We start from the raw sequence: 17,895 nt of genomic DNA, 5'->3' as shown, positions 1-17,895 counted from the left end.
GACCGACCCGTCAGGCGATCTTGATGTCCACCTCGTGGACGCCCGCGCCCGACGGCGCCACCGCGGCGTCTCCGTTGCCCAATTTGGACAATGCCCGCAGTGTCCACGATCCCGGCGCGGCGAAGAAGCGGAAGTCACCGGTGGCCGACGCGACGACCTCCGCGGTGAACTCGTCGGAGGAGTCCAACAACCGCACGAACGCGCCGCCGACGGCTTGTCCGTCCCGGTCGACGACGCGACCGGTGATCACCGTTTCCTTCTCCAGGTCGACGCTGGCGGGCAACGTCAGTCCTTGTTTCGGTGCAGAGCACATGTCAGCTTCCCAACTCGATCGGGGCACCCACCAGGGAGCCGTATTCCGTCCAACTGCCGTCGTAGTTCTTGACGTTCTGGTGTCCGAGCAATTCCTGCAGCACGAACCAGGTGTGCGACGATCGTTCCCCGATTCGACAGTAGGCAATCGTCTCCTTGGAGCCGTCCAGGCCGGCGTCGGCGTACAACTTGGCCAACTCGTCGTCGGACTTGAAGGTGCCGTCCTCGTTGGCTGCCTTGCTCCACGGCACGTTGATGGCGCTCGGGACGTGGCCGGGGCGCTGGCTCTGTTCCTGCGGCAGGTGAGCCGGGGCCAGGATCTTGCCGGAGAACTCGTCGGGGGATCGCACGTCGACGAGATTCTTGACGCCGATGGCCGAGATGACCTCGTCCCGGAACGCGCGGATGGTGTTGTCCGGTGCGGACGCGGAGTAGGAGGTAGCCGGTCGGCTGACGGCGTCGCTGGACAGGGGACGGCCGTCGAGTTCCCACTTCTTGCGGCCACCGTCGAGCAGCTTGACGTTCTGGTGACCGTACAGCTTGAAGTACCAGTACGCGTAGGCAGCGAACCAGTTGTTGTTGCCGCCGTAGAGGATCACGGTGTCGTCGTTGGAGATGCCGCGGTCAGACAGCAGCTTGGAGAACTGCTCGGCGTCGACGAAGTCGCGTTTGACCGGGTCCTGCAGGTCGGTGCGCCAGTCCAGCTTGATCGCGCCGGGGATGTGACCGCCGTCGTAAGCGCTGGTGTCCTCGTCGACCTCGACGAAGACGATGTCTTCGGCATCCAGGTTGCTCTCCGCCCAGTCGGCAGAGACCAGGACGTCGGAGCGTGCCATGGTGGATCCTTTCGATTTCTATTGATGGATTTCGGGCACTACCTGACCGCTTGGCGCGGACGTCCACGCACTCGGGTGGTATCGGTGCTCGACACGGATTTACTCCTAGGTATGCCTGTTGCGCGTAAGGAGACATGCCGCGGTGAGAGCTCCGGGCTGCTCCGAGTGCTGCGCAGAAAGGCGCGGCTACTCAGCAGCTACAGCAACAGCAACAACCCGCGGTGCGGCACAGATCGACTGTGCGGCACTTGGAGAGCAGAAGCTCGGTGCGGGCTGACACGTCGGACAGCTTACCCAATGACACAGTGATGAAGCCAACAACGGCATTACGGCCGCCAACCGGCCGATTCACGACTGTTTGAATTCCACCAGCCGGACGGCGACGTCGTAGGTGATGCCTTCGATGATGACGTCGGAGCCGCGGGCCCCGACGGTGGTCGGTCCCACTCCGAACGGCAACTTCTGGCCGGGCAACCTGCCGCTGAACGCGCGCAGCACGGCCGTCCGCTTGTCGTCCGGGACAACCTGGTCGGCCGTGTTTGGGCCGAGGAGCACGCCGGTGGGGGTGATGACCAGCGTCGCCGAATCATCCGAGGCGATGGACAGGTCTACCGAGACGCTGACCCGGTGATCGAAAGCCGCCGATTTCGGAGTGCCGCTGAACACCAGCCCGTGGCTGCCGGATATTCCAGACTCGGTGGTTCCGCCGGTGGCGTCGTTGGACTCCTGGGGCGGCGTCTCCACCATCAGGTCGGTGATGCCCAGATATCGGCCCAGATGCACCGAGTCGATGATGATGCGGCTTTCCAGTTCGCGCACCGGCAGCTTGGCGTCCTGTCTGATCAGCCAGGATGAGTCAGTGAGCCCGATCGAATGCATGGTCGCCTCGAGGGTGGCCCGGCCGACCCCCGGTTGATCGACGCCGCTGGCCTTTATCTCCAGTTCGTTGTAGTGCTGGCGCATCGCCTGCGGGATGAACGGGAAGGCCAGGATGGCCACGAACGGGTCCGATTCCAGGTCGGCGGCTCTGCGGACGGCAGCCGAGAGGCGGTATTCGGCGAAGATGCTCGCGCCGTAGTCGACGCTCAACGCGCCGAGCACGACGGCGATCGTCACGGCGGCCGCACCGACCAGGATCCTGCGCACCGAGTCATTGTGACACCGCTCGTCGGCCGTGTTGCTTTGGTCACAACGCCTCGCACGGCTGCGACACCGGCCGAGCCGTCGACAGTCGGGGTGACAATCACCGAGGGTTCGATGATTCGGTGGTGTCGCATCCCGGTTCCAAAGCGCGGTCGCATCCGGCATCGGTCCCGGTAGGGGCGTCGCGCGCCCGGCGCGGCAACACCGTCCGGTTGCCGGGGGGAAGGGAGCGACGCACAGCGCAGCGGCCGCCGTGGCAGGCCGTGCCCGGCAAGCGGCACCGGCGGGTTCCGGCGGTATGGGGTAGGTGCGAAAGACCACGTCGGAAGGCCAAAAGCCACGTTGCACGTTATCGTTAGATGTTCTGGCCGCTAACGTCATGTGTCGCGATGAATCTGGAGGCCTTGCCCACAACGCTGGAGGGGCTTGTTGGAACTACTACTGCTGACCTCGGAGCTGTATTCCGATCCTGTCCTGCCGTCGCTGTCGCTGCTCCCTCATTCCGTGCGGACGGCGCCGGCGGAGGCGTCCTCACTGTTGGAGGCGGGTAACGCCGACGCCGTGCTCGTCGACGCGCGCAACGATCTCTCGGCGGCGCGCGGGCTGTGCCGCCTGCTGAGCACCGCGGGCCGAGCGGTGCCGGTGCTGGCGGTGGTGAGCGAAGGCGGTCTGGTGGCGGTCAGCGCCGACTGGGGTCTGGACGAGATCCTGTTGCCCAGCACCGGACCGGCCGAGATCGATGCCCGGCTGCGGCTGGTAGTGGGGCGCCGCGGAGGTCTGGCCGATCAGGAGAGCATCGGCAAGGTGAGCCTGGGTGAGCTGGTGATCGACGAGGGCACCTACACGGCCCGCTTGCGGGGTCGCCCGCTCGACCTGACCTACAAAGAGTTCGAACTGCTCAAGTACCTGGCGCAGCACGCCGGCCGGGTATTCACCCGCGCGCAGTTGCTGCACGAGGTGTGGGGATACGACTTCTTCGGCGGCACCCGCACCGTCGACGTCCACGTCCGGCGGCTGCGGGCAAAACTCGGGTCCGAGCACGAAGCGCTGATCGGCACGGTCCGCAACGTCGGCTACAAGGCGGTGCGACCCGCGCGCGGCCGGGTAGCGGCCACCGAGCCCGACGACGCCGACGCCGACGCCGAGGTAAACCGCGACGGTGCCCCCGATCCCCTTCCCGACCCGCTGCGCACCCAGTGACGACGCTGGACTGGCGCCCGGCCCTGACCGCCGGCCAGCAGCAGGCTGTCCGCGATATCATCAGTGCCGCAACGGAATTCGATGCGGTGGCGCCCGTCGGTGAACAGGTGCTGCGCGAACTGGCGCACGATCGCACCGAGCACCTGTTGGCTTCCGATGCCGGCGACGCCATTGTCGGTTACCTCAACCTGAGCCCGTCCCGCGAGGACGCCGCCGCGATGGCCGAATTGGTGGTGCACCCCCGGCATCGGCGTCAGGGGATCGGTGCGGCGCTGGCGCGCGCGGCGCTGCACAAGACCGGCCGGGGCAACCAGTTCTGGGCGCACGGCACGCTCGAGTCGGCCACAGCCACCGCGTCGGCTCTGGGTCTGGTCGCCGTTCGGGAACTGTTGCAGATGCGGCGCCCGCTGCGCGATGTCCCCGAGCCGACGATCCCGGACGGGCTGCGGATCCGCACTTACGCCGGCCCGGACGACGATGCCGAACTGCTGCGGGTGAACAACGCCGCGTTCTCCTACCATCCGGAACAGGGTGGCTGGACCGAACGTGAGCTGGACGAGCGGCGCGCCGAGCCGTGGTTCGACCCGGACGGCCTGTTCCTGGCCTTCGAGGATCAGCACGACACCTTGCTGGGTTTCCACTGGACCAAGGTGCATCCGGACCCGGCCGGGTTGGGGGAGGTCTACGTGCTGGGTGTGGATCCTGCGGCGCAGGGCCGGGGCCTGGGTCAGGCGCTGACGTCGATCGGCCTGGCCTCGCTGGCGCGGCGACTGGCCGACCGGCCTGATCCCACGGCGCTGCTCTACGTCGAATCCGACAACAAAGCCGCGGTGCGCACCTATGAGAAGACGGACTTCACCGTATACAGCGTCGACACGGCCTACGCGGCCGCCGGATAAGGTCGAGGCGCGCCTGGTCACCGCGATCGACGGGTTGCGGTGACATGGCGACCGAGGCTCCGCCGGGCCGCGGTGACGGGGAATTGACGGGATCACAGTGACGCCAGACCCAGCCGACGCAGGCTCGGGCGAGGTCGTCGCCGTGCCGCCGGCCGTCTCGGGCCGCCTGCTCGGCCAATCCGGCCGGCACGTGGGGGATCGGATCTTCCGACGGATTTCGGAGGGTGCCGGTGGGTTGATGGTCGCGCTGATCGCGGCGATCGGCATCTTCCTGCTGTGGCGGGCGGTGCCGGCGCTGGTGCGCAACCGGGAGAACTTCTTCACCTACGGCGGCCGCTGGGTCACCTCCGACGCCGCCGCGATGCGGTTCGGCATCGCCGAACAGTTGCAGGTGACCCTGTTCGTGTCGGTGTTCGCCCTGGTTGTGGCCATGCCGGTGGCGCTGGGCGTGGCGATCTATCTCACCCAGTACGCCCCGCGCAAACTGGCCGCACCGATGTCGCACACCGTCGATCTGTTGGCCGCGGTGCCGTCCGTCATCTACGGCGTCTGGGGACTGCACGTGCTGGCGCCCGAGCTGCGTCCCCTGGCGATCTGGCTGAATACCCATCTGGGGCACTGGTTTCTGTTCGCAACCGGCAGCGCATCGGTGAGCGACGGCACCATCTTCACCGGCGGGATGGTCTTGGCGGTGATGATCCTGCCGATCGTCACCGCCGTCACCCGCGAAGTGTTCGTGCAGACACCGCAGGACCACATCGAGGCCGCTATGGCGCTCGGCGCCACCCGCTGGGAAGTGGTCAAGACGACCGTCCTTCCGTTCGGCAGATCCGGCTTCGTCAGTGGCGGAATCCTGGGCTTGGGCCGGGCTCTGGGTGAGACGGTCGCGCTGCTGATCATCCTGCGCGGCACCCGGGAGGCATTCGGGTGGTCACTGTTCGACGGCGGCTCCACGTTCGCCACCAAGATCGCCGCCAACGCACCCCAATTCGACAACAAGTACCAGGTCGGTGCGTACATGGCCGCGGGCCTGGTGCTGTTCGCACTCACCTTCGTGGTCAACGCGCGGGCCCGCCGAGCCGTGACCCGGCCGCACGCCGGGAGAGCGCAATGACCTCGATGCTGGACCGTCCGCTGAAATGGCGGAGGATTTCCGGACTCAGCCGGCGCCGTCGCATCGCCGACACGGCGGCCACCGTGTTGGTCTGCCTGTCGATGGTGATCGCGTTGACATCGCTGCTGTGGGTGTTGTCCTCGGTGCTGCTGCGCGGATTCAAGGCGCTCACGGTGAGCAGTTGGTGGATCAACTCGGAGGAGGGCAGGACGGCCGTCGAGACCGGCGGGGGTGCCTACCACGCCATCGTGGGCACCCTGCTGCTGGGTCTGGTGTGTGCGGTGATCTCTGTCCCATTCGGTGTCCTGGTCGGGATCTACCTGGTCGAATACGGCGGCAGCAGCCGGCTGGCCCGCCTGGTCACGTTCACCGTCGACATCCTGGCCGGCCTTCCTTCGATCGTGGCGGCGTTGTTCGTCTATGCGGTGTGGGTCGCGGTGCTGGGCCTGCGCCGCTCGATATTCGCGGCGGCGTTGGCGCTGGTGTTGCTGATGCTGCCGGTGATCGCCCGGGCGACCGAAGAGATGCTGCGCAGCGTCCCGGAGGACCTGCGTGAAGCCAGCTACGCTCTGGGGGTACCGAAGTGGAGGACCATCACCCGGGTGGTGCTGCCCACCGGTCGCGCCGGCATCTTGACCGGGATCCTGCTGGCGCTCGGTCGGGTACTGGGTGAGACGTCGCCGTTGCTGGTTCTGGTCGGCTATTTCCACGCCACGAATTTCGACGTCTCCAGCGACTACATGGGGACGTTGCCCGGCATGATCTATGACCAGACGACAGCCGGGGCGGGCACCAGTTCCGTCCCGACCGACCGACTGTGGGGTGCCGCGCTGACATTGATCGTGTTGATTGCGATGATCAATATCGGGGCCAGGGTGGTCGCACGGATCTTCGGCCCGAAGAGAACCTAGGCAGGAGCTGTTTTACGTGGCCAAACGGTTGGACCTCAAAGAGGTCAACATCTACTACGGGTCGTTCCACGCGGTCGCCGACGTGTCGCTGTCGGTTCTGCCGCGCAGCGTGACCGCGTTCATCGGCCCGTCCGGCTGCGGCAAGACGACCGTGCTGCGCACGTTGAACCGGATGCATGAGGTCATCCCCGGTGCGCGGGTCCAGGGCAGCGTGCTGCTCGACGACGAGGACATCTACGGCTCGCGCATCGACCCGGTGGGGGTGCGCCGGGCGATCGGGATGGTCTTTCAGCGGCCGAATCCGTTCCCGGCCATGTCGATTCGGGACAACGTGGTGGCCGGCCTGAAGTTGCAGGGCGTGCGTAACCGCAAGCTGCTGGCCGAGACCGCCGAACACTCGCTGCGCGGCGCGAACCTGTGGGACGAGGTGAAGAACCGGTTGGACAGGCCCGGCGGCGGATTGTCCGGCGGGCAACAGCAGCGACTGTGCATCGCGCGTGCCATCGCGGTACAACCCGACGTGCTGCTGATGGACGAGCCCTGTTCGGCGCTGGATCCCATCTCGACCATGGCGATCGAGGAACTGATCAGCGAGTTGAAGCAGGACTACACCATCGTCATCGTGACCCACAACATGCAGCAGGCCGCCCGGGTGAGTGACCAGACCGCGTTCTTCAACTTGGAGGCCACCGGCAAACCGGGTCGCTTGGTCGAGATCGACGACACCGAGAAGATCTTCTCCAACCCGACCCAGAAAGCCACCGAGGACTACATCTCCGGCCGATTCGGCTGAGCGTCCTACATCGTGCCGGTGGCCTGGAAGATGACCCGGCGGGCGACCTCGACCGCGTGGTCGGCAAAACGCTCGTAGAACCGGCCCAGCAAGGTCACGTCGACGGCGGCCGCCACCCCGTGCTTCCATTCCCGGTCCATCAGCACGCTGAACAGGTGCCGGTGCAAGTCGTCCATCGCGTCGTCTTCTTCGCGGATCCGCGCGGCCTTCTCCGGGTCTCGGGTCTGCAGCACCTCTTGCGCGCTGGTGCCCAATTCGACTGCGACTCTCCCCATTTCGGCGAAGTACCCGTTGACCTCTTCGGGCAGTGCGTGCTGCGGGTGCCGACGGCGGGCGATCTTGGCGACGTGCAGTGCCAGCGCGCCCATCCGGTCGATGTCCGCCACGATCTGAATCGCGCTCACGATGGACCGGAGATCACCGGCAACCGGGGCCTGCAGCGCCAACAGGACGAAGGCGCTCTCCTCGGCCTGGGTGCTCAGCGCCGAGATCTGCTCGTGGTCGGTGATCACCTGTTCGGCCAGCACGAGATCGGCTTGCAACAGGGACTGGGTGGCCCGCTCCATCGCCATCCCCGCCAGGCCACACATCTGGCCGAGCCGCTCGGAGAGTTCCGTGAGCTGCTCATGGTAAGCGGTGCGCATGGGTAAAGACTACGTTCTATAACGCCGAATTGTGATTAAGCACCACGTGGGCGACTACTCGCAGGTGGTGTCGGCCGCATTGGTCACCGTGAGGTCTTCGGGCAGCCTGGTCGGCGTGCTGCCGGAGTTGCGGCTGATCTGTATGCTGACCGAGGATCCGCTGGGCGGCGGGGCGCTCACCGCGCTGAAGTCCGGGCCGATCACCACCTGGACCACCGAACCGATTCCGGTGACCCGTTCCACTTTGGAGTTGCCGAACGCCGCGGCGACCGTCGCGGCAGCCTGCTCGTTGCCGGGCGAGAAGAACACCGTGGTGGCCTTCAGCGTGTTCGGATAGTCGTCGGGTGTCATCACGTTGAAACCGTTGCGCTTGAGCTGGCTGGCTGCGGTGGCCGCCAAACCGGAGGTGCTGGTGCCGTTGGAGACCTGCACGGTGACCTCTTGCGGGGAGGTGGTCACCACCTGCTCGCGGTGCGTCTCGTTGGTCGGGGCCGCCTCGGGCGTCTTCTTGGTGGTAGAGGGTCCCGAAGTGGTGCCCGGCGTACGCGAAGTCCCCAGGGTCTGCGCGTTGTGGTCGTTCTCCAACGGCAGCGGATCGTCGTTGATGATGGCTGTGAACAGCGCTTTCATGTCGGCTGTCCGGGGTGGCTCGTTGCCGTCCTGGTCGGTGATTCCGGTCGGCACGGTGACGAACGTGACGTGGCCGGCCGCCATGTGCTGCAGGGATCGGCCCAGCTCGACCAGGTCCCTGGTTTTGACGTTGTCGACGTAGCTGTTGGCGATGAACATGTTGACGACGTTGTTGAGCTTGTTGAGGTTCATCAACGTGTCCTCGGAGATCATCGCGCGGAGCAGCGAGGACAGGAACAGCTGCTGGCGCTTGATGCGGCCGTAGTCGCCGTTGCTCTCGGTGGTGACCTGGCGCGCGCGGACATAGTTCAGCGCGGTGGGCCCATCGATGACCTGCCGACCGGCGTGGTCGAGCACGGTGCCCAACTCGTAGTCCCGCAGCGCCGTGGTGCTGCAGACCTCGACGCCGCCGAGCGCCTCGACCATCCGGCCGAACCCGACGAAGTCGATGGCGATGAACCGGTTCACGCTCAACCCGGAGAGTTTCTGGATGACCTTGACCAGACATTTGGGGCCGCCGAAGGAGAACGCCGAGTTCAGCTTGGTCTCGGTGTACACCATGCGCGGACCCGTCTTGCCGGTCTTGGGGTCGTAGATGGGGCCATACTTGCCCGTTTCCGGGTTCCAGGCTTCGCACTGGATCGGGTTGATCGCCAGGTCACGCGGGAACGACACGGCGACCACGCGTTTGCGGTCGGCGGGGATGTTGACCAGCATCACCGTGTCCGACCGGGCGCCGCCGGCGTCCTCGGTGTCACCGGCGCCCACGTTGGCGTTGGCCCCCAGCCGCGAGTCCATGCCGACGATCAGGAAATTCTCGTCGCCGTACTGTGCGTTGGGGTCGACGATGTCGGCCGACTGCGGGTCCAGCGCGTTCACGGTGTTCAGCTGATTGTTCTTCGACGCACTCCACTGGTACGCGGCGCCGGTCAACACCAACGACAGCAGCGCGATGATGGCTGCCGCCGAACGTCCGGCGATCATGGCCGGGCGGCGACGGGATCGCCGTTTCGGTTCGCGCGTCTTTGGGGCGCGGTCCTCGGCGGTCTCGCAGGCTCGCCGGCTTTGCGTCTTCGTCGAACCCGGCTCGGGTCCGATGGCGTCGTCGTCGGAATCGTGCGGATAGTTGGCCGCCCCGAGATCGGGCAATTCCGAAAGCAGTTGCAGCGAATACGCGGGGATCGGCAAAACCTGCGTGTCGGACAGGTCGTCGGTTAGTTCGGCGGACTCCGGTGCCGGGTCTGCTTCCGGGTGCGCTTCCGGGTCTTCCGGGTCTGCGGATTCGTGGGGCTCCTCCGCGACGTGGTGCGGAGTGGGCCGGTCGGGAACCGTGGCGCCGAGTCTGGCGATCAGTTCGGCGACACTCAGCGGGCCGTCATGGCGAGTGCCGGACTCCTCTGGACGCTCCTCATCGTGGGCATCTTGCGCCTTGGGCGACCACCGGCTCAGATCTTCGTCGACCGACGGCGCCGAAAACCGTTCCCACGGCGCGGCGCCTGGCAATGGATGCGGGTTTGCGGTAAGCCGGTCCTCAGTGCCGTCGGAACTGCGCCGAGGACCAGGAGTGGCGCCTGTGTCGCCGTCACTCATGTCTTACCTGGCCTCCGAATGTGCGCGCACGTCAGCGCAGCACTTCAGACAGCGCCGCGCAAAAAAGCAGTAAGGCTCACATCGTACTGATTTCTCGGCCGAGACGCGATTTCAGCAGGGTCTCGGTTCGGCCGCCATCAGCCGCCCTCAGCCGCCCGAGTGCATGACGTCGGCGCCCTCGGGCACCCGGCAGTCCTCGGGGTCGTCCAGCCAGCCCTCCGGGAGCGACACCCGTGCCGGTGAGCCTTGCCGGCCGCGCGGACCGTTGCCCGCCGCCGGGAACGGCGCGGCGCCGTCCAGCTGTCCCAGCAGGTCGTCGAGTTCGTCCAACGTCTTGACCAGCGCCAACGACCGACGCAGATCGGATCCGGCCGGGAAGCCGTGCAGGTACCAGCCGATGTGCTTGCGGATGTCGCGCATGCCTTTGTCCTCGCCGAAGTGCGCGGCCAGCAGGGCGCCGTGGCGGCGGACGATGTCGGCCACCTCGCCGAGGTTCGGCGGGACCGGTGCCGGGCTGCCGGTGAACGCGGCCGACAGTTCGGCGAACAGCCAGGGCCGGCCGAGGCAGCCGCGGCCGATCACCACGCCGTCGCACCCGGTGGCGGCCATCATGGCCAGCGCATCGCTGGCGTCGTAGATGTCGCCGTTTCCCAGCACCGGGATGGTCCGTACCTGCTCCTTCAGCCGGGCGATCTGGTCCCAGTCGGCGGTACCCGAATAGCGTTGCGCGGCGGTACGCGCATGCAGGGCGACGGCGGACGCGCCTTCGGCTTCGGCGATCCGGCCGGCGTCCAGATGGGTGTGATGCTCGTCGTCGATCCCGATGCGGAACTTGACCGTCACCGGGATGTCGGTGCCTTCGGTGGCGCGCACGGCGGCGGCCACGATCTGGCCGAACAGCCGCCGCTTGAACGGCAGGGCCGCCCCGCCGCCGCGCCGGGTCACCTTGGGCACGGGACAGCCGAAGTTCATGTCGATGTGGTCGGCCAGTCCCTCGTCGGCGATCATCCTGGCCGCGGCGTAGGTGGTGTCCGGGTCGACGGTGTAGAGCTGCAGCGAGCGTGGGGATTCGTCCGGGGCGAACGTGGTCATGTGCATGGTGACCGGGTGGCGCTCGACGAGCGCCCGCGCGGTCACCATCTCGCACACGTAGAGGCCGCTGACCGTGCCGACCTTGGACAGCTCCTGCTCGCGACACAGCGTGCGAAAGGCGGTGTTCGTCACGCCGGCCATCGGGGCCAGCACCACCGGGCTGGCCAGCTCGATGGGTCCGATGCGCACCGGCCGGCTACCGCCCGCTCATGGTCAGCGTGCCGGTGGTCTGGTGCAGCTCGAAGGCCGTGGTTCGCTTACCGGTACGGGCCTCCCGATCGAGTTGGCGCTGCTTGGACACCTCGAACTTGTCGCAGGACTGCTCGAGTTCCTTGATCAGCAGCGCCAGGTCGTCCCGCATGGCGGCAGCTTCGCCGGTGAAGTCGTCGCGCTCGAAGATGCGCCACTTCTTGAGTACCGGCATGACGACCTCGTCGAGGTGGATGCGCGGGTCGTAGACGCCGCCGACGGCGATGAACACCGCCTTGCGGCGGAACTCCGGCACCTGGAAGCCGGGCATCTGGAAGTTGCGCAGCACCTTGTGCAGCGACCTCATCGCCTGGTTGGGCGCGGCGGCGAAGCCGGCCTCGCTGACGTCGCGGTAGAAGATCATGTGCAGGTTCTCGTCGGCCGAGATCTTGGCCAGCAGCTGATCAGCGACGGTCTCGTTGCACGCCTTGCCGGTGTTGCGGTGCGAGATCCGCGTCGCCAGCTCCTGGAAGGTCACGTAGATGACCGAGTCGAACAGGCTCTCGGCGAACAGATCTTCGCGCACCTGGTGGTTCTGGCCCGGGCTGAACCCCCGGTTGACCACCTCCATGCGCAGTCTTTCCAGCTCGACGGGGTCGACCGCGCGGCTCACCACGAGGTAGTCGCGCAGCGCGATCCCGTGCCGGTTCTCCTCCGCGGTCCAGCGGTTGACCCAGTGACCCCAGGCTCCGTCCAGGCCGAAGTTCATCGCGATCTCGCGGTGGTAGGACGGCAGATTGTCCTCGGTCATCAGGTTCTGCACCATCGCCACCTGGGCGAGGTCGGAGAGCTTGCTTTCCTCGGGATGCCATTCCTGGCCGCCGAGGGCGTAGAAGTTCTTGCCGTCCGACCACGGGATGTAGTCGTGCGGGTTCCAGTTCTTGTGCATCTTCTCGTGCCGGTTGATGTACGTCTCGACCACCGGTTCGAGTTCTTGCAAAAGCTGCAGGTTGGTCAGCTCCGCTGACATGACGCCTCCAGTTATCTGTGTCGTCGGGTTGCAGTCAATATATCTGTGCCTATCAGTAGCATCAAGTTTCGCCGACGGTGTGGCGCATCACGGCGAGGTCACATTCAGCGGGTTCAGGCGAGCGTCGCGTAGCTGGCCGCCGTGCTGAGCAGCATGTCGACGCAGTAGTCGATGAACTGTTCGCGACTGGCGCCCAGCTGCCCGGTCAGGTACGCCGTGAACAGGCCGGTGAGGGCACCGATCAGGCTGGTGGCGACCAGTTTCTGGACGACCGGGTCGGCGATGCGGGACAGCTTGCGTTGCAGCAGATCGATGAAGGTGGGCATCCATGCCGCACCGGACTGGGTCAGCGTCGGTTCGACCGCGGGTGCCAGCAACAGCACCCGTCCGCGCACCGGATCGTCGACCATCAGGGTGACAAAGCGCTCGACGGCTTCCCGCGGTGTCTTCGCCGACGTCAGCGCGTCCATGGCGCGGGTGCAGACGTCGTCGTAAACCGCCCGGACGAACTGTTCGCGATCGGTGAAACTCTCGTAGAAGTAGCGTTCGGTGAGGTCGGCGTGACGACAGGCGGCGCGCACCGTGAGCGCCGGGCCATGCTCCCCGCCCAGCAACTCGACGCCGGCGGCGACGAATCGGTCTCGGCGCAGGGCGTGGCGGTCTTCCAGGGGGACGCCCGACCAGCGGCCCCGCCGTTGACTGCCCTGCACTTCGCTCCTAAGATCGATTCTGACAACGTGTGTGGTCAGAATTGCTGACAACCGAGGATTTCACCAGTGACCCAAGATACGTCCGCTGCCTGCCCGGAGACCAGCGGCAATTCCGAGCCCAGCGAAGTGGCCCCGCCCGCGCCATCCGACGGCGTGGCCGCCGGGTGCCCGGTGTCGTCGCCGGGTTACGAAGCGCCTCCGGTGCCGCTCGGCCCGCAGTCTCTGACGTGGAAGTACTTCGGCGACTGGCGCGGCATCCTGCAAGGTCCGTTCGCGGGCTCCATGCAGAACATGCACCCGCAGTTGGGCGCTGCCGTCCAGGATCACTCGACCTTCTTCCGGGAGCCCCTGCCGCGGGTGATGCGGTCGCTGTACCCGATCGGCGGGGTGGTGTTCGACGGTGACCGGGCCCCTCAGACGGGGGCTGAGGTGCGCGACTACCACACCGACATCAAGGGCGTCGATGAGCAGGGCCGTCGCTACCACGCCCTGAACCCCGACGTCTTCTACTGGGCGCACAGCACGTTCTTCATGGGCACCATCCTGGTGGCCGAACGGTTCGGCGGCGGGCTGACCGAAGCGCAGAAGCGGCAACTGTTCGACGAACACGTCCAGTGGTATCGGATGTACGGCATGAGCATGCGGCCGGTGCCGCAGTCCTGGGAGGAATTCCAGGACTACTGGGATCACATGTGCCGCGAGGTATTAGAGGACAACTACGCGACGCGGGCCGTGCTGGACCTGACCTTGTACGACAAGCTGCCGATCGCGCCCTGGCTGCCTAAATGGTTGTGGGGCGGCCTGACCAGGCTGTCCCGGCCTCTGTTCGTCTGGCTGACGGTCGGCTTCTACCACCCGGCGGTCCGGGAGCGGCTCGGCTTCACCTGGTCACGGCGCGACGAATGGCTGCACCGGCGCTTCGGCAACCTGGTCTGGCTGGTCTTCTCGTGCGTGCCGCCCCGGTACCGCAAGCACCCGCGGGCCCGGGCCGGCCTCGACCGCGCCTCCGGCCGCATCGCCGCGGATGCGCCGCTGCCGCAGACGGCGGCACGCAACCTTCCCCCGCTGGACGAGCGGGGCGACCCGAAGCACTACTGCCCGAACGTCTGATCCCTCAGTGCGCGTGACTGTGCACGTCGTCCAGTCCGGACTGGTGCACGTGCTCATGGGTGTGCTCGGTGCCGTCGTCGTGTGAGTGCGGGTGCTCGTGGGTGACATGCTCGTGGTCGTGAGCGGTGTGCTCGTGGGTATGCGTGACGTCGCCGTGCTGGTGTTCGTGCGTGTGCGGCTGGTCATGGCTGTGTTCTGACATTTCTTGCTCCTTACTTACGCGCCGAGTGTGAATCTCTCGACGCTGAATCCGCGTGTCGCGTCGCAGGATTCACAGTCGGCGGGTGAACCCCGTCCCCCACGGCGTGCAGACCGCCCTCGCCGCGGTGATGGCGCGGAACTCCGGGTCCGGCGTGTTCGGCGTTGTAGACCGCGTCGATGACGAGCTGACGCACGTGGTCGTTCTCCAGGCTGTAGAAGATCGTGGTGCCCTCGCGACGGGTGCGGACCAGTCGCGCCATGCGCAGCTTGGCCAGGTGCTGCGACACCGACGGCGCGGGCTTGCCCACGTGCTCGGCGAGCTCATTCACCGACCTTTCGTGATTCGCCAGCGACCACAGCACCTGTACCCGGGTGGTGTCAGCGAGCATCCGGAAGATCTCGACCACCAGCGCAGCCTGGTCATCGGGAAGCCGCAGAGGTCTATTATCTGCATGCATACGCAGATAATAGTTCCATGGGAGGGCACGGTGTCAATGCCCGATGGTCAGTCGCCCGGTACGACGGTCGCGGTGCGTTGGCCGCCGTTGCGTGCCTGCCAGAACCGGTAGACGTCGACGGCATCCGGGCGGGCCTCGTAGCGCATGGGCAACCGACGGTCCCGCCAGTCCTTGGCGAACTCGTCGTAGAAGGTGGCGAGCTCGAAGTATCTACGGTCGTCGACGTAGTGCGGTTCGTACTCGTCGCGCGAGGTCAGGAACACCACCTCGTCGGGGGAGCAGTAATACAGCGAGCCCAGGCACATCGGGCACGGGTGAGCCAGCACGTAGATGGTGGTGCCGACGAGATGCTCGGTGCCCAGTTTCGTGCACGCATCGCGGATAGCCAGTATCTCGGCGTGCGCGGTCGGGTCGTTGGTCTGAGCGACTTGGTTGGCGCTCTCGGCCAGCACTTCGCCGTCCTTGACGATCACCGTCGCGAACGGACGGCCGCCGTCGGCGACGTTGCGGCGAGCGAGGTCGATGGTGCGTTGGGCGAAGTCGGTCACAGGTCGCAGGGTAGTCCGAGAGGACACAGCCGAAGCTGTGATATTAACTAGATTGTCTATATTTTTTGCTGTTGGGAGTTGGATGGTGCGTACCGATCGGGATCGATGGGACCTTGCTACGAGCGTTGGCGCGACAGCCACCATGGTGGCCGCGCAACGGGCCCTTTCGTCTGAACATGGCTACATCGAGGATCCGTATGCCGCACCACTGGTGCGCGCGGTAGGCATCGACGTCTATGTCCGGCTGGTGAACGGGGAGATCCCGGTCACCGAAGAGTCCGAGTTCGACCCCGAGCGGATGGCCAAAGGCATGGCCTGCCGTACCAGGTTCTATGACCAGTTCTTCCTCGACGCCACCCACGGCGGTATCGGCCAGGTCGTCATCCTGGCGTCCGGACTGGACGCGCGTGCCTACCGACTGCCGTGGCCGGCGGGCACCGTCGTCTACGAAGTCGACATGCCCGAGGTGATCGAGTTCAAGACCGAAACCCTGGGCGAACTGGGCGCCGAGCCGACCGCCGAGCGCCGGACCGTCTCGGTGGACCTGCGCGACGACTGGGCGTCCGCGTTGCGCGCCGCGGGGTTCGACACCGAGGCGCCGTCGGCATGGAGCGCGGAAGGGCTGCTGGTCTACCTGCCCGACGACGCCCAGGATGCGCTGTTCGACAACATCACCGCGTTGAGCGCCCCCGGCAGCCGGTTGGCCTTCGAGTTCGTTCCCGACACCCGGATCTTCCAGGATCCGCGCTGGCGCGAGCATCACGACCGGATGGCTGAACTCGGCTTCGAGGTCGACTTCAACGACCTCGTCTACCACGCCGAGCGCAGCCACATCCTGGACCACCTGTCCGGGGAGGGCTGGCAGACGTCGTCGCACACCACCAAGGAACTGCACGCAGCCAACGGCTTTGCCTACCCTGACGACGAACTCGCGGAAGCATTCGCCGACGTGACCTACAGCAGCGCGGTGCGCGAGGGGTAGCCGGTCTACTGGCTGTTGCGGAGCAGCTCGTCCTTGAGGCGCGTGGTCAGCATGTCCTGGAAAACCGTCTGCGCCGGTGCGTACAGATCCCGGTAGGTCGAGACCAGCGCTTCCCGGTTGTACTCCGGAATCGTGCCGGTGGGCGGTGTCCAGAAGCTGTCGATGTCCATCAGGAAGAACTGGCCCGTCCCGGCGGGGGTGACCCTGCGCAGGTGGTATTGGGCGTCGAGCGCTTGGCCCACTCCCGGTCCGTACCGGACGATCAGCGACTTGCCCGGCTGCGCCTCGCGGTAGACGGCCGCGCCCTGCCACTCGGTCAGGGTCAGGCCGCCGGGAGCCAGACGCTGCGGGCCGAGCAGGCTCTCGTCGATCCAGTTCGTCCATTCGATGCGGCCGTCGACGCCCGCAGGAACCCGGATCTCCAACACGTAGCGCAGGCCGATGCGCTCGATGCCCACCAGGTTGGTGACCGAGGAGCGCGCGTCGACCACGCGCATCGCGATGTCCAGGAAGGTGTCGAAGTTGGTGTACGCGGTGGTCTCGACGACGATCGCCTGGTTCTTCAGCGATGCGGCGGTGGTGTTCTCGCGGTTGGAGTAGCGGACGAAGCGATCTTGGACGGGTTGCGGTGGCTGCCCCGGGGCGGTCATGCCCCACTGGACGTCCTGGGCGGCACGTTCGATCGGCAGGTCGGCGATGAGTCGTTGCTTGAGTTCTCGGGCTGTCGACTCGGTGAGGGCTTCGGTTGCGGGGTGACGGATTTCCAAAGTCACCAGGGCTACGGGGGCGTTGGGTTGGACCTCAGCGGGATTCACGTCCGGAAGCATAGCCGCGAGCATAACCAAGCGGGTGCGAATGAAAACGGAGCGTTCGATTTCCGGGGCAGCCGTGCGGCGTGGGCCCCCAACCGATGCCGAGAGGCCCTCGGATGATGTGATGACCGGTGCCCCCACCAGGGCTCGAACCTGGGACCTGCGGATTAAAAGTCCGTAGCTCTACCGACTGAGCTATAGGGGCGTGGACACACAGGATACTGCGTAGCCGTCGACCGGTCGTTTGAGGATCCGGGACGGCCTCGTTTGAGGATTAGGCCCGGGGTGCCCTAAGCTGACTTGGCTCCCAACGTTGAATTCGTTGCGAGTGCCCCGGAGAGATTCGGTTCTGGCCCCCTTCGTCTAGCGGCCTAGGACGCCGCCCTTTCAAGGCGGTAGCGCGGGTTCGAATCCCGTAGGGGGTACTTGCGACGCATCAGTGTGGAGCAAGTAGCAGCACAGCAAGGCCCTGTGGCGCAGTTGGTTAGCGCGCCGCCCTGTCACGGCGGAGGTCGCGGGTTCGAGTCCCGTCAGGGTCGCCAGCACGGCGAGGCACACACTGCCTGCCGGCTTCCGGCCAGGTAGCTCAGTCGGTACGAGCGTCCGCCTGAAAAGCGGAAGGTCGGCGGTTCGATCCCGCCCCTGGCCACCAGGTTTGACCTGCTTGTACACGGATTATGCACTCGGTGGA

General features: G+C 66.3%; 19 protein-coding genes and 4 tRNA genes. 10 read left to right on the top strand and 13 right to left on the bottom strand.

Going from position 1 to position 17,895, the window contains the following annotated elements; genetic code table 11:
* Positions 1-10 precede the first annotated feature (10 nt).
* The 3 genes from AC5Y47_RS08820 to lmeA all read right to left on the bottom strand — a co-directional run bounded on the left by AC5Y47_RS08820 (position 11) and on the right by lmeA (position 2,294).
* Positions 11-313 carry a DUF1416 domain-containing protein gene (locus AC5Y47_RS08820; protein WP_499943539.1) on the bottom strand — a complete coding sequence of 101 codons (303 nt, stop codon included), beginning with the start codon at positions 311-313 and terminating at the stop codon, positions 11-13.
* 1 nt (position 314) lies between these two features.
* Positions 315-1,148 (bottom strand): sulfurtransferase, encoded by an 834-nt coding sequence (locus tag AC5Y47_RS08815; protein ID WP_499943538.1) that lies wholly within the window; start codon positions 1,146-1,148, stop codon positions 315-317.
* A 348-nt stretch (positions 1,149-1,496) separates the two neighbouring features.
* Complete coding sequence (lmeA, locus tag AC5Y47_RS08810) at positions 1,497-2,294, bottom strand: mannan chain length control protein LmeA (protein ID WP_499943537.1); 798 nt, start codon at positions 2,292-2,294, stop codon at positions 1,497-1,499.
* 423 nt (positions 2,295-2,717) lie between these two features.
* Here lmeA and AC5Y47_RS08805 point away from each other — a divergent pair, with 423 nt between their 5' ends.
* The 5 genes from AC5Y47_RS08805 to pstB all read left to right on the top strand — a co-directional run bounded on the left by AC5Y47_RS08805 (position 2,718) and on the right by pstB (position 7,208).
* Positions 2,718-3,491, top strand: a complete 774-nt coding sequence (locus AC5Y47_RS08805) for a winged helix-turn-helix transcriptional regulator (protein ID WP_499943536.1) — start codon at positions 2,718-2,720, stop codon at positions 3,489-3,491.
* Positions 3,488-4,390, top strand: coding sequence for a mycothiol synthase (mshD, locus tag AC5Y47_RS08800; protein ID WP_499943535.1), 903 nt, complete (start codon positions 3,488-3,490; stop codon positions 4,388-4,390). The genes AC5Y47_RS08805 and mshD overlap by 4 nt, the downstream gene beginning before the upstream one ends.
* A 142-nt stretch (positions 4,391-4,532) precedes the next feature.
* Complete coding sequence (pstC, locus tag AC5Y47_RS08795) at positions 4,533-5,504, top strand: phosphate ABC transporter permease subunit PstC (RefSeq protein ID WP_499943677.1); 972 nt, start codon at positions 4,533-4,535, stop codon at positions 5,502-5,504.
* On the top strand, positions 5,501-6,415 hold the full coding sequence (gene pstA, locus AC5Y47_RS08790) for a phosphate ABC transporter permease PstA (protein ID WP_499943534.1): 915 nt from the start codon (positions 5,501-5,503) through the stop codon (positions 6,413-6,415). Before pstC ends, pstA begins: the two co-directional genes overlap by 4 nt.
* A gap of 16 nt (positions 6,416-6,431) precedes the next feature.
* Complete coding sequence (gene pstB, locus AC5Y47_RS08785) at positions 6,432-7,208, top strand: phosphate ABC transporter ATP-binding protein PstB (protein ID WP_499943532.1); 777 nt, start codon at positions 6,432-6,434, stop codon at positions 7,206-7,208.
* A 5-nt stretch (positions 7,209-7,213) separates the two neighbouring features.
* Here the strand turns inward: pstB and phoU are convergent, their stop codons facing one another.
* The 5 genes from phoU to AC5Y47_RS08760 form a co-directional block, all read right to left on the bottom strand.
* Entirely contained in the window at positions 7,214-7,852 is a 639-nt protein-coding gene (gene phoU / locus AC5Y47_RS08780; RefSeq protein ID WP_499943531.1) for a phosphate signaling complex protein PhoU, read from the bottom strand.
* Between the two features lie 54 nt (positions 7,853-7,906).
* Positions 7,907-10,072 (bottom strand): LCP family protein, encoded by a 2,166-nt coding sequence (locus tag AC5Y47_RS08775; RefSeq protein ID WP_499943530.1) that lies wholly within the window; start codon positions 10,070-10,072, stop codon positions 7,907-7,909.
* Between the two features lie 147 nt (positions 10,073-10,219).
* Positions 10,220-11,353: a tRNA dihydrouridine synthase DusB gene (dusB, locus tag AC5Y47_RS08770; RefSeq protein ID WP_499943529.1), complete on the bottom strand. Its 1,134-nt coding sequence runs from the start codon at positions 11,351-11,353 to the stop codon at positions 10,220-10,222.
* A gap of 7 nt (positions 11,354-11,360) precedes the next feature.
* Entirely contained in the window at positions 11,361-12,383 is a 1,023-nt protein-coding gene (locus AC5Y47_RS08765) for an acyl-ACP desaturase (protein WP_499943528.1), read from the bottom strand.
* A 113-nt stretch (positions 12,384-12,496) separates the two neighbouring features.
* Entirely contained in the window at positions 12,497-13,093 is a 597-nt protein-coding gene (locus AC5Y47_RS08760; RefSeq protein WP_499943527.1) for a TetR/AcrR family transcriptional regulator, read from the bottom strand.
* 66 nt (positions 13,094-13,159) lie between these two features.
* Here AC5Y47_RS08760 and AC5Y47_RS08755 point away from each other — a divergent pair, with 66 nt between their 5' ends.
* On the top strand, positions 13,160-14,203 hold the full coding sequence (locus tag AC5Y47_RS08755; RefSeq protein ID WP_499943526.1) for an oxygenase MpaB family protein: 1,044 nt from the start codon (positions 13,160-13,162) through the stop codon (positions 14,201-14,203).
* Positions 14,204-14,207: 4 nt separating this feature from the next.
* Here AC5Y47_RS08755 and AC5Y47_RS08750 read toward each other — a convergent pair whose 3' ends face one another.
* Genes AC5Y47_RS08750 through AC5Y47_RS08740 form a run of 3 tightly spaced genes read right to left on the bottom strand, consistent with a single transcriptional unit; the run spans position 14,208 to position 15,410 of the window.
* Entirely contained in the window at positions 14,208-14,405 is a 198-nt protein-coding gene (locus tag AC5Y47_RS08750; protein ID WP_499943525.1) for a zinc transporter Slc39a7, read from the bottom strand.
* A 10-nt stretch (positions 14,406-14,415) separates the two neighbouring features.
* On the bottom strand, positions 14,416-14,862 hold the full coding sequence (locus AC5Y47_RS08745; RefSeq protein WP_499943524.1) for an ArsR/SmtB family transcription factor: 447 nt from the start codon (positions 14,860-14,862) through the stop codon (positions 14,416-14,418).
* A 47-nt stretch (positions 14,863-14,909) separates the two neighbouring features.
* A complete protein-coding gene (locus tag AC5Y47_RS08740; RefSeq protein ID WP_499943523.1) occupies positions 14,910-15,410 on the bottom strand; it encodes a nucleoside deaminase in 501 nt (166 codons plus the stop codon).
* Positions 15,411-15,492: 82 nt separating this feature from the next.
* Here AC5Y47_RS08740 and AC5Y47_RS08735 point away from each other — a divergent pair, with 82 nt between their 5' ends.
* The gene (locus tag AC5Y47_RS08735; RefSeq protein ID WP_499943522.1) at positions 15,493-16,392 is read left to right on the top strand and encodes a class I SAM-dependent methyltransferase; all 900 of its coding nucleotides are present in this window, start codon (positions 15,493-15,495) and stop codon (positions 16,390-16,392) included.
* A 5-nt stretch (positions 16,393-16,397) separates the two neighbouring features.
* Here the strand turns inward: AC5Y47_RS08735 and AC5Y47_RS08730 are convergent, their stop codons facing one another.
* A complete protein-coding gene (locus AC5Y47_RS08730) occupies positions 16,398-17,219 on the bottom strand; it encodes a TIGR04255 family protein (RefSeq protein ID WP_499943521.1) in 822 nt (273 codons plus the stop codon).
* Positions 17,220-17,336: 117 nt separating this feature from the next.
* Positions 17,337-17,409 (bottom strand) — tRNA-Lys (locus AC5Y47_RS08725).
* Positions 17,410-17,556: 147 nt separating this feature from the next.
* Between AC5Y47_RS08725 and AC5Y47_RS08720 the strand changes: the two genes are divergently transcribed.
* The 3 genes from AC5Y47_RS08720 (at position 17,557) to AC5Y47_RS08710 (ending at position 17,856) form a co-directional block, all read left to right on the top strand.
* Positions 17,557-17,629: transfer RNA gene (locus AC5Y47_RS08720), tRNA-Glu, on the top strand.
* Between the two features lie 40 nt (positions 17,630-17,669).
* Positions 17,670-17,746 (top strand) — tRNA-Asp (locus AC5Y47_RS08715).
* Between the two features lie 33 nt (positions 17,747-17,779).
* A tRNA-Phe gene (locus AC5Y47_RS08710) sits at positions 17,780-17,856 on the top strand.
* Positions 17,857-17,895: the final 39 nt, after the last annotated feature.

The organism is Mycobacterium sp. NGS22 (genome assembly GCF_059813095.1).
Note: the sequence above shows the minus strand (reverse complement) of the source record. Positions and strands in the feature narration are given on the sequence as shown.

Bases quoted from the DNA above. Each gene is read 5' to 3' on its own strand.
- AC5Y47_RS08820 (WP_499943539.1), bottom strand. From the start codon at position 313: ATGTGCTCTGCACCGAAACAAGGACTGACGTTGCCCGCCAGCGTCGAC.
- AC5Y47_RS08815 (WP_499943538.1), bottom strand. From the start codon at position 1,148: ATGGCACGCTCCGACGTCCTGGTCTCTGCCGACTGGGCGGAGAGCAAC.
- pstA (WP_499943534.1), top strand. From the start codon at position 5,501: ATGACCTCGATGCTGGACCGTCCGCTGAAATGGCGGAGGATTTCCGGA.
- phoU (WP_499943531.1), bottom strand. From the start codon at position 7,852: ATGCGCACCGCTTACCATGAGCAGCTCACGGAACTCTCCGAGCGGCTC.
- AC5Y47_RS08775 (WP_499943530.1), bottom strand. From the start codon at position 10,072: ATGAGTGACGGCGACACAGGCGCCACTCCTGGTCCTCGGCGCAGTTCC.
- AC5Y47_RS08765 (WP_499943528.1), bottom strand. From the start codon at position 12,383: ATGTCAGCGGAGCTGACCAACCTGCAGCTTTTGCAAGAACTCGAACCG.
- AC5Y47_RS08750 (WP_499943525.1), bottom strand. From the start codon at position 14,405: ATGTCAGAACACAGCCATGACCAGCCGCACACGCACGAACACCAGCAC.
- AC5Y47_RS08745 (WP_499943524.1), bottom strand. From the start codon at position 14,862: ATGCATGCAGATAATAGACCTCTGCGGCTTCCCGATGACCAGGCTGCG.
- AC5Y47_RS08735 (WP_499943522.1), top strand. From the start codon at position 15,493: ATGGTGCGTACCGATCGGGATCGATGGGACCTTGCTACGAGCGTTGGC.
- AC5Y47_RS08730 (WP_499943521.1), bottom strand. From the start codon at position 17,219: ATGCTTCCGGACGTGAATCCCGCTGAGGTCCAACCCAACGCCCCCGTA.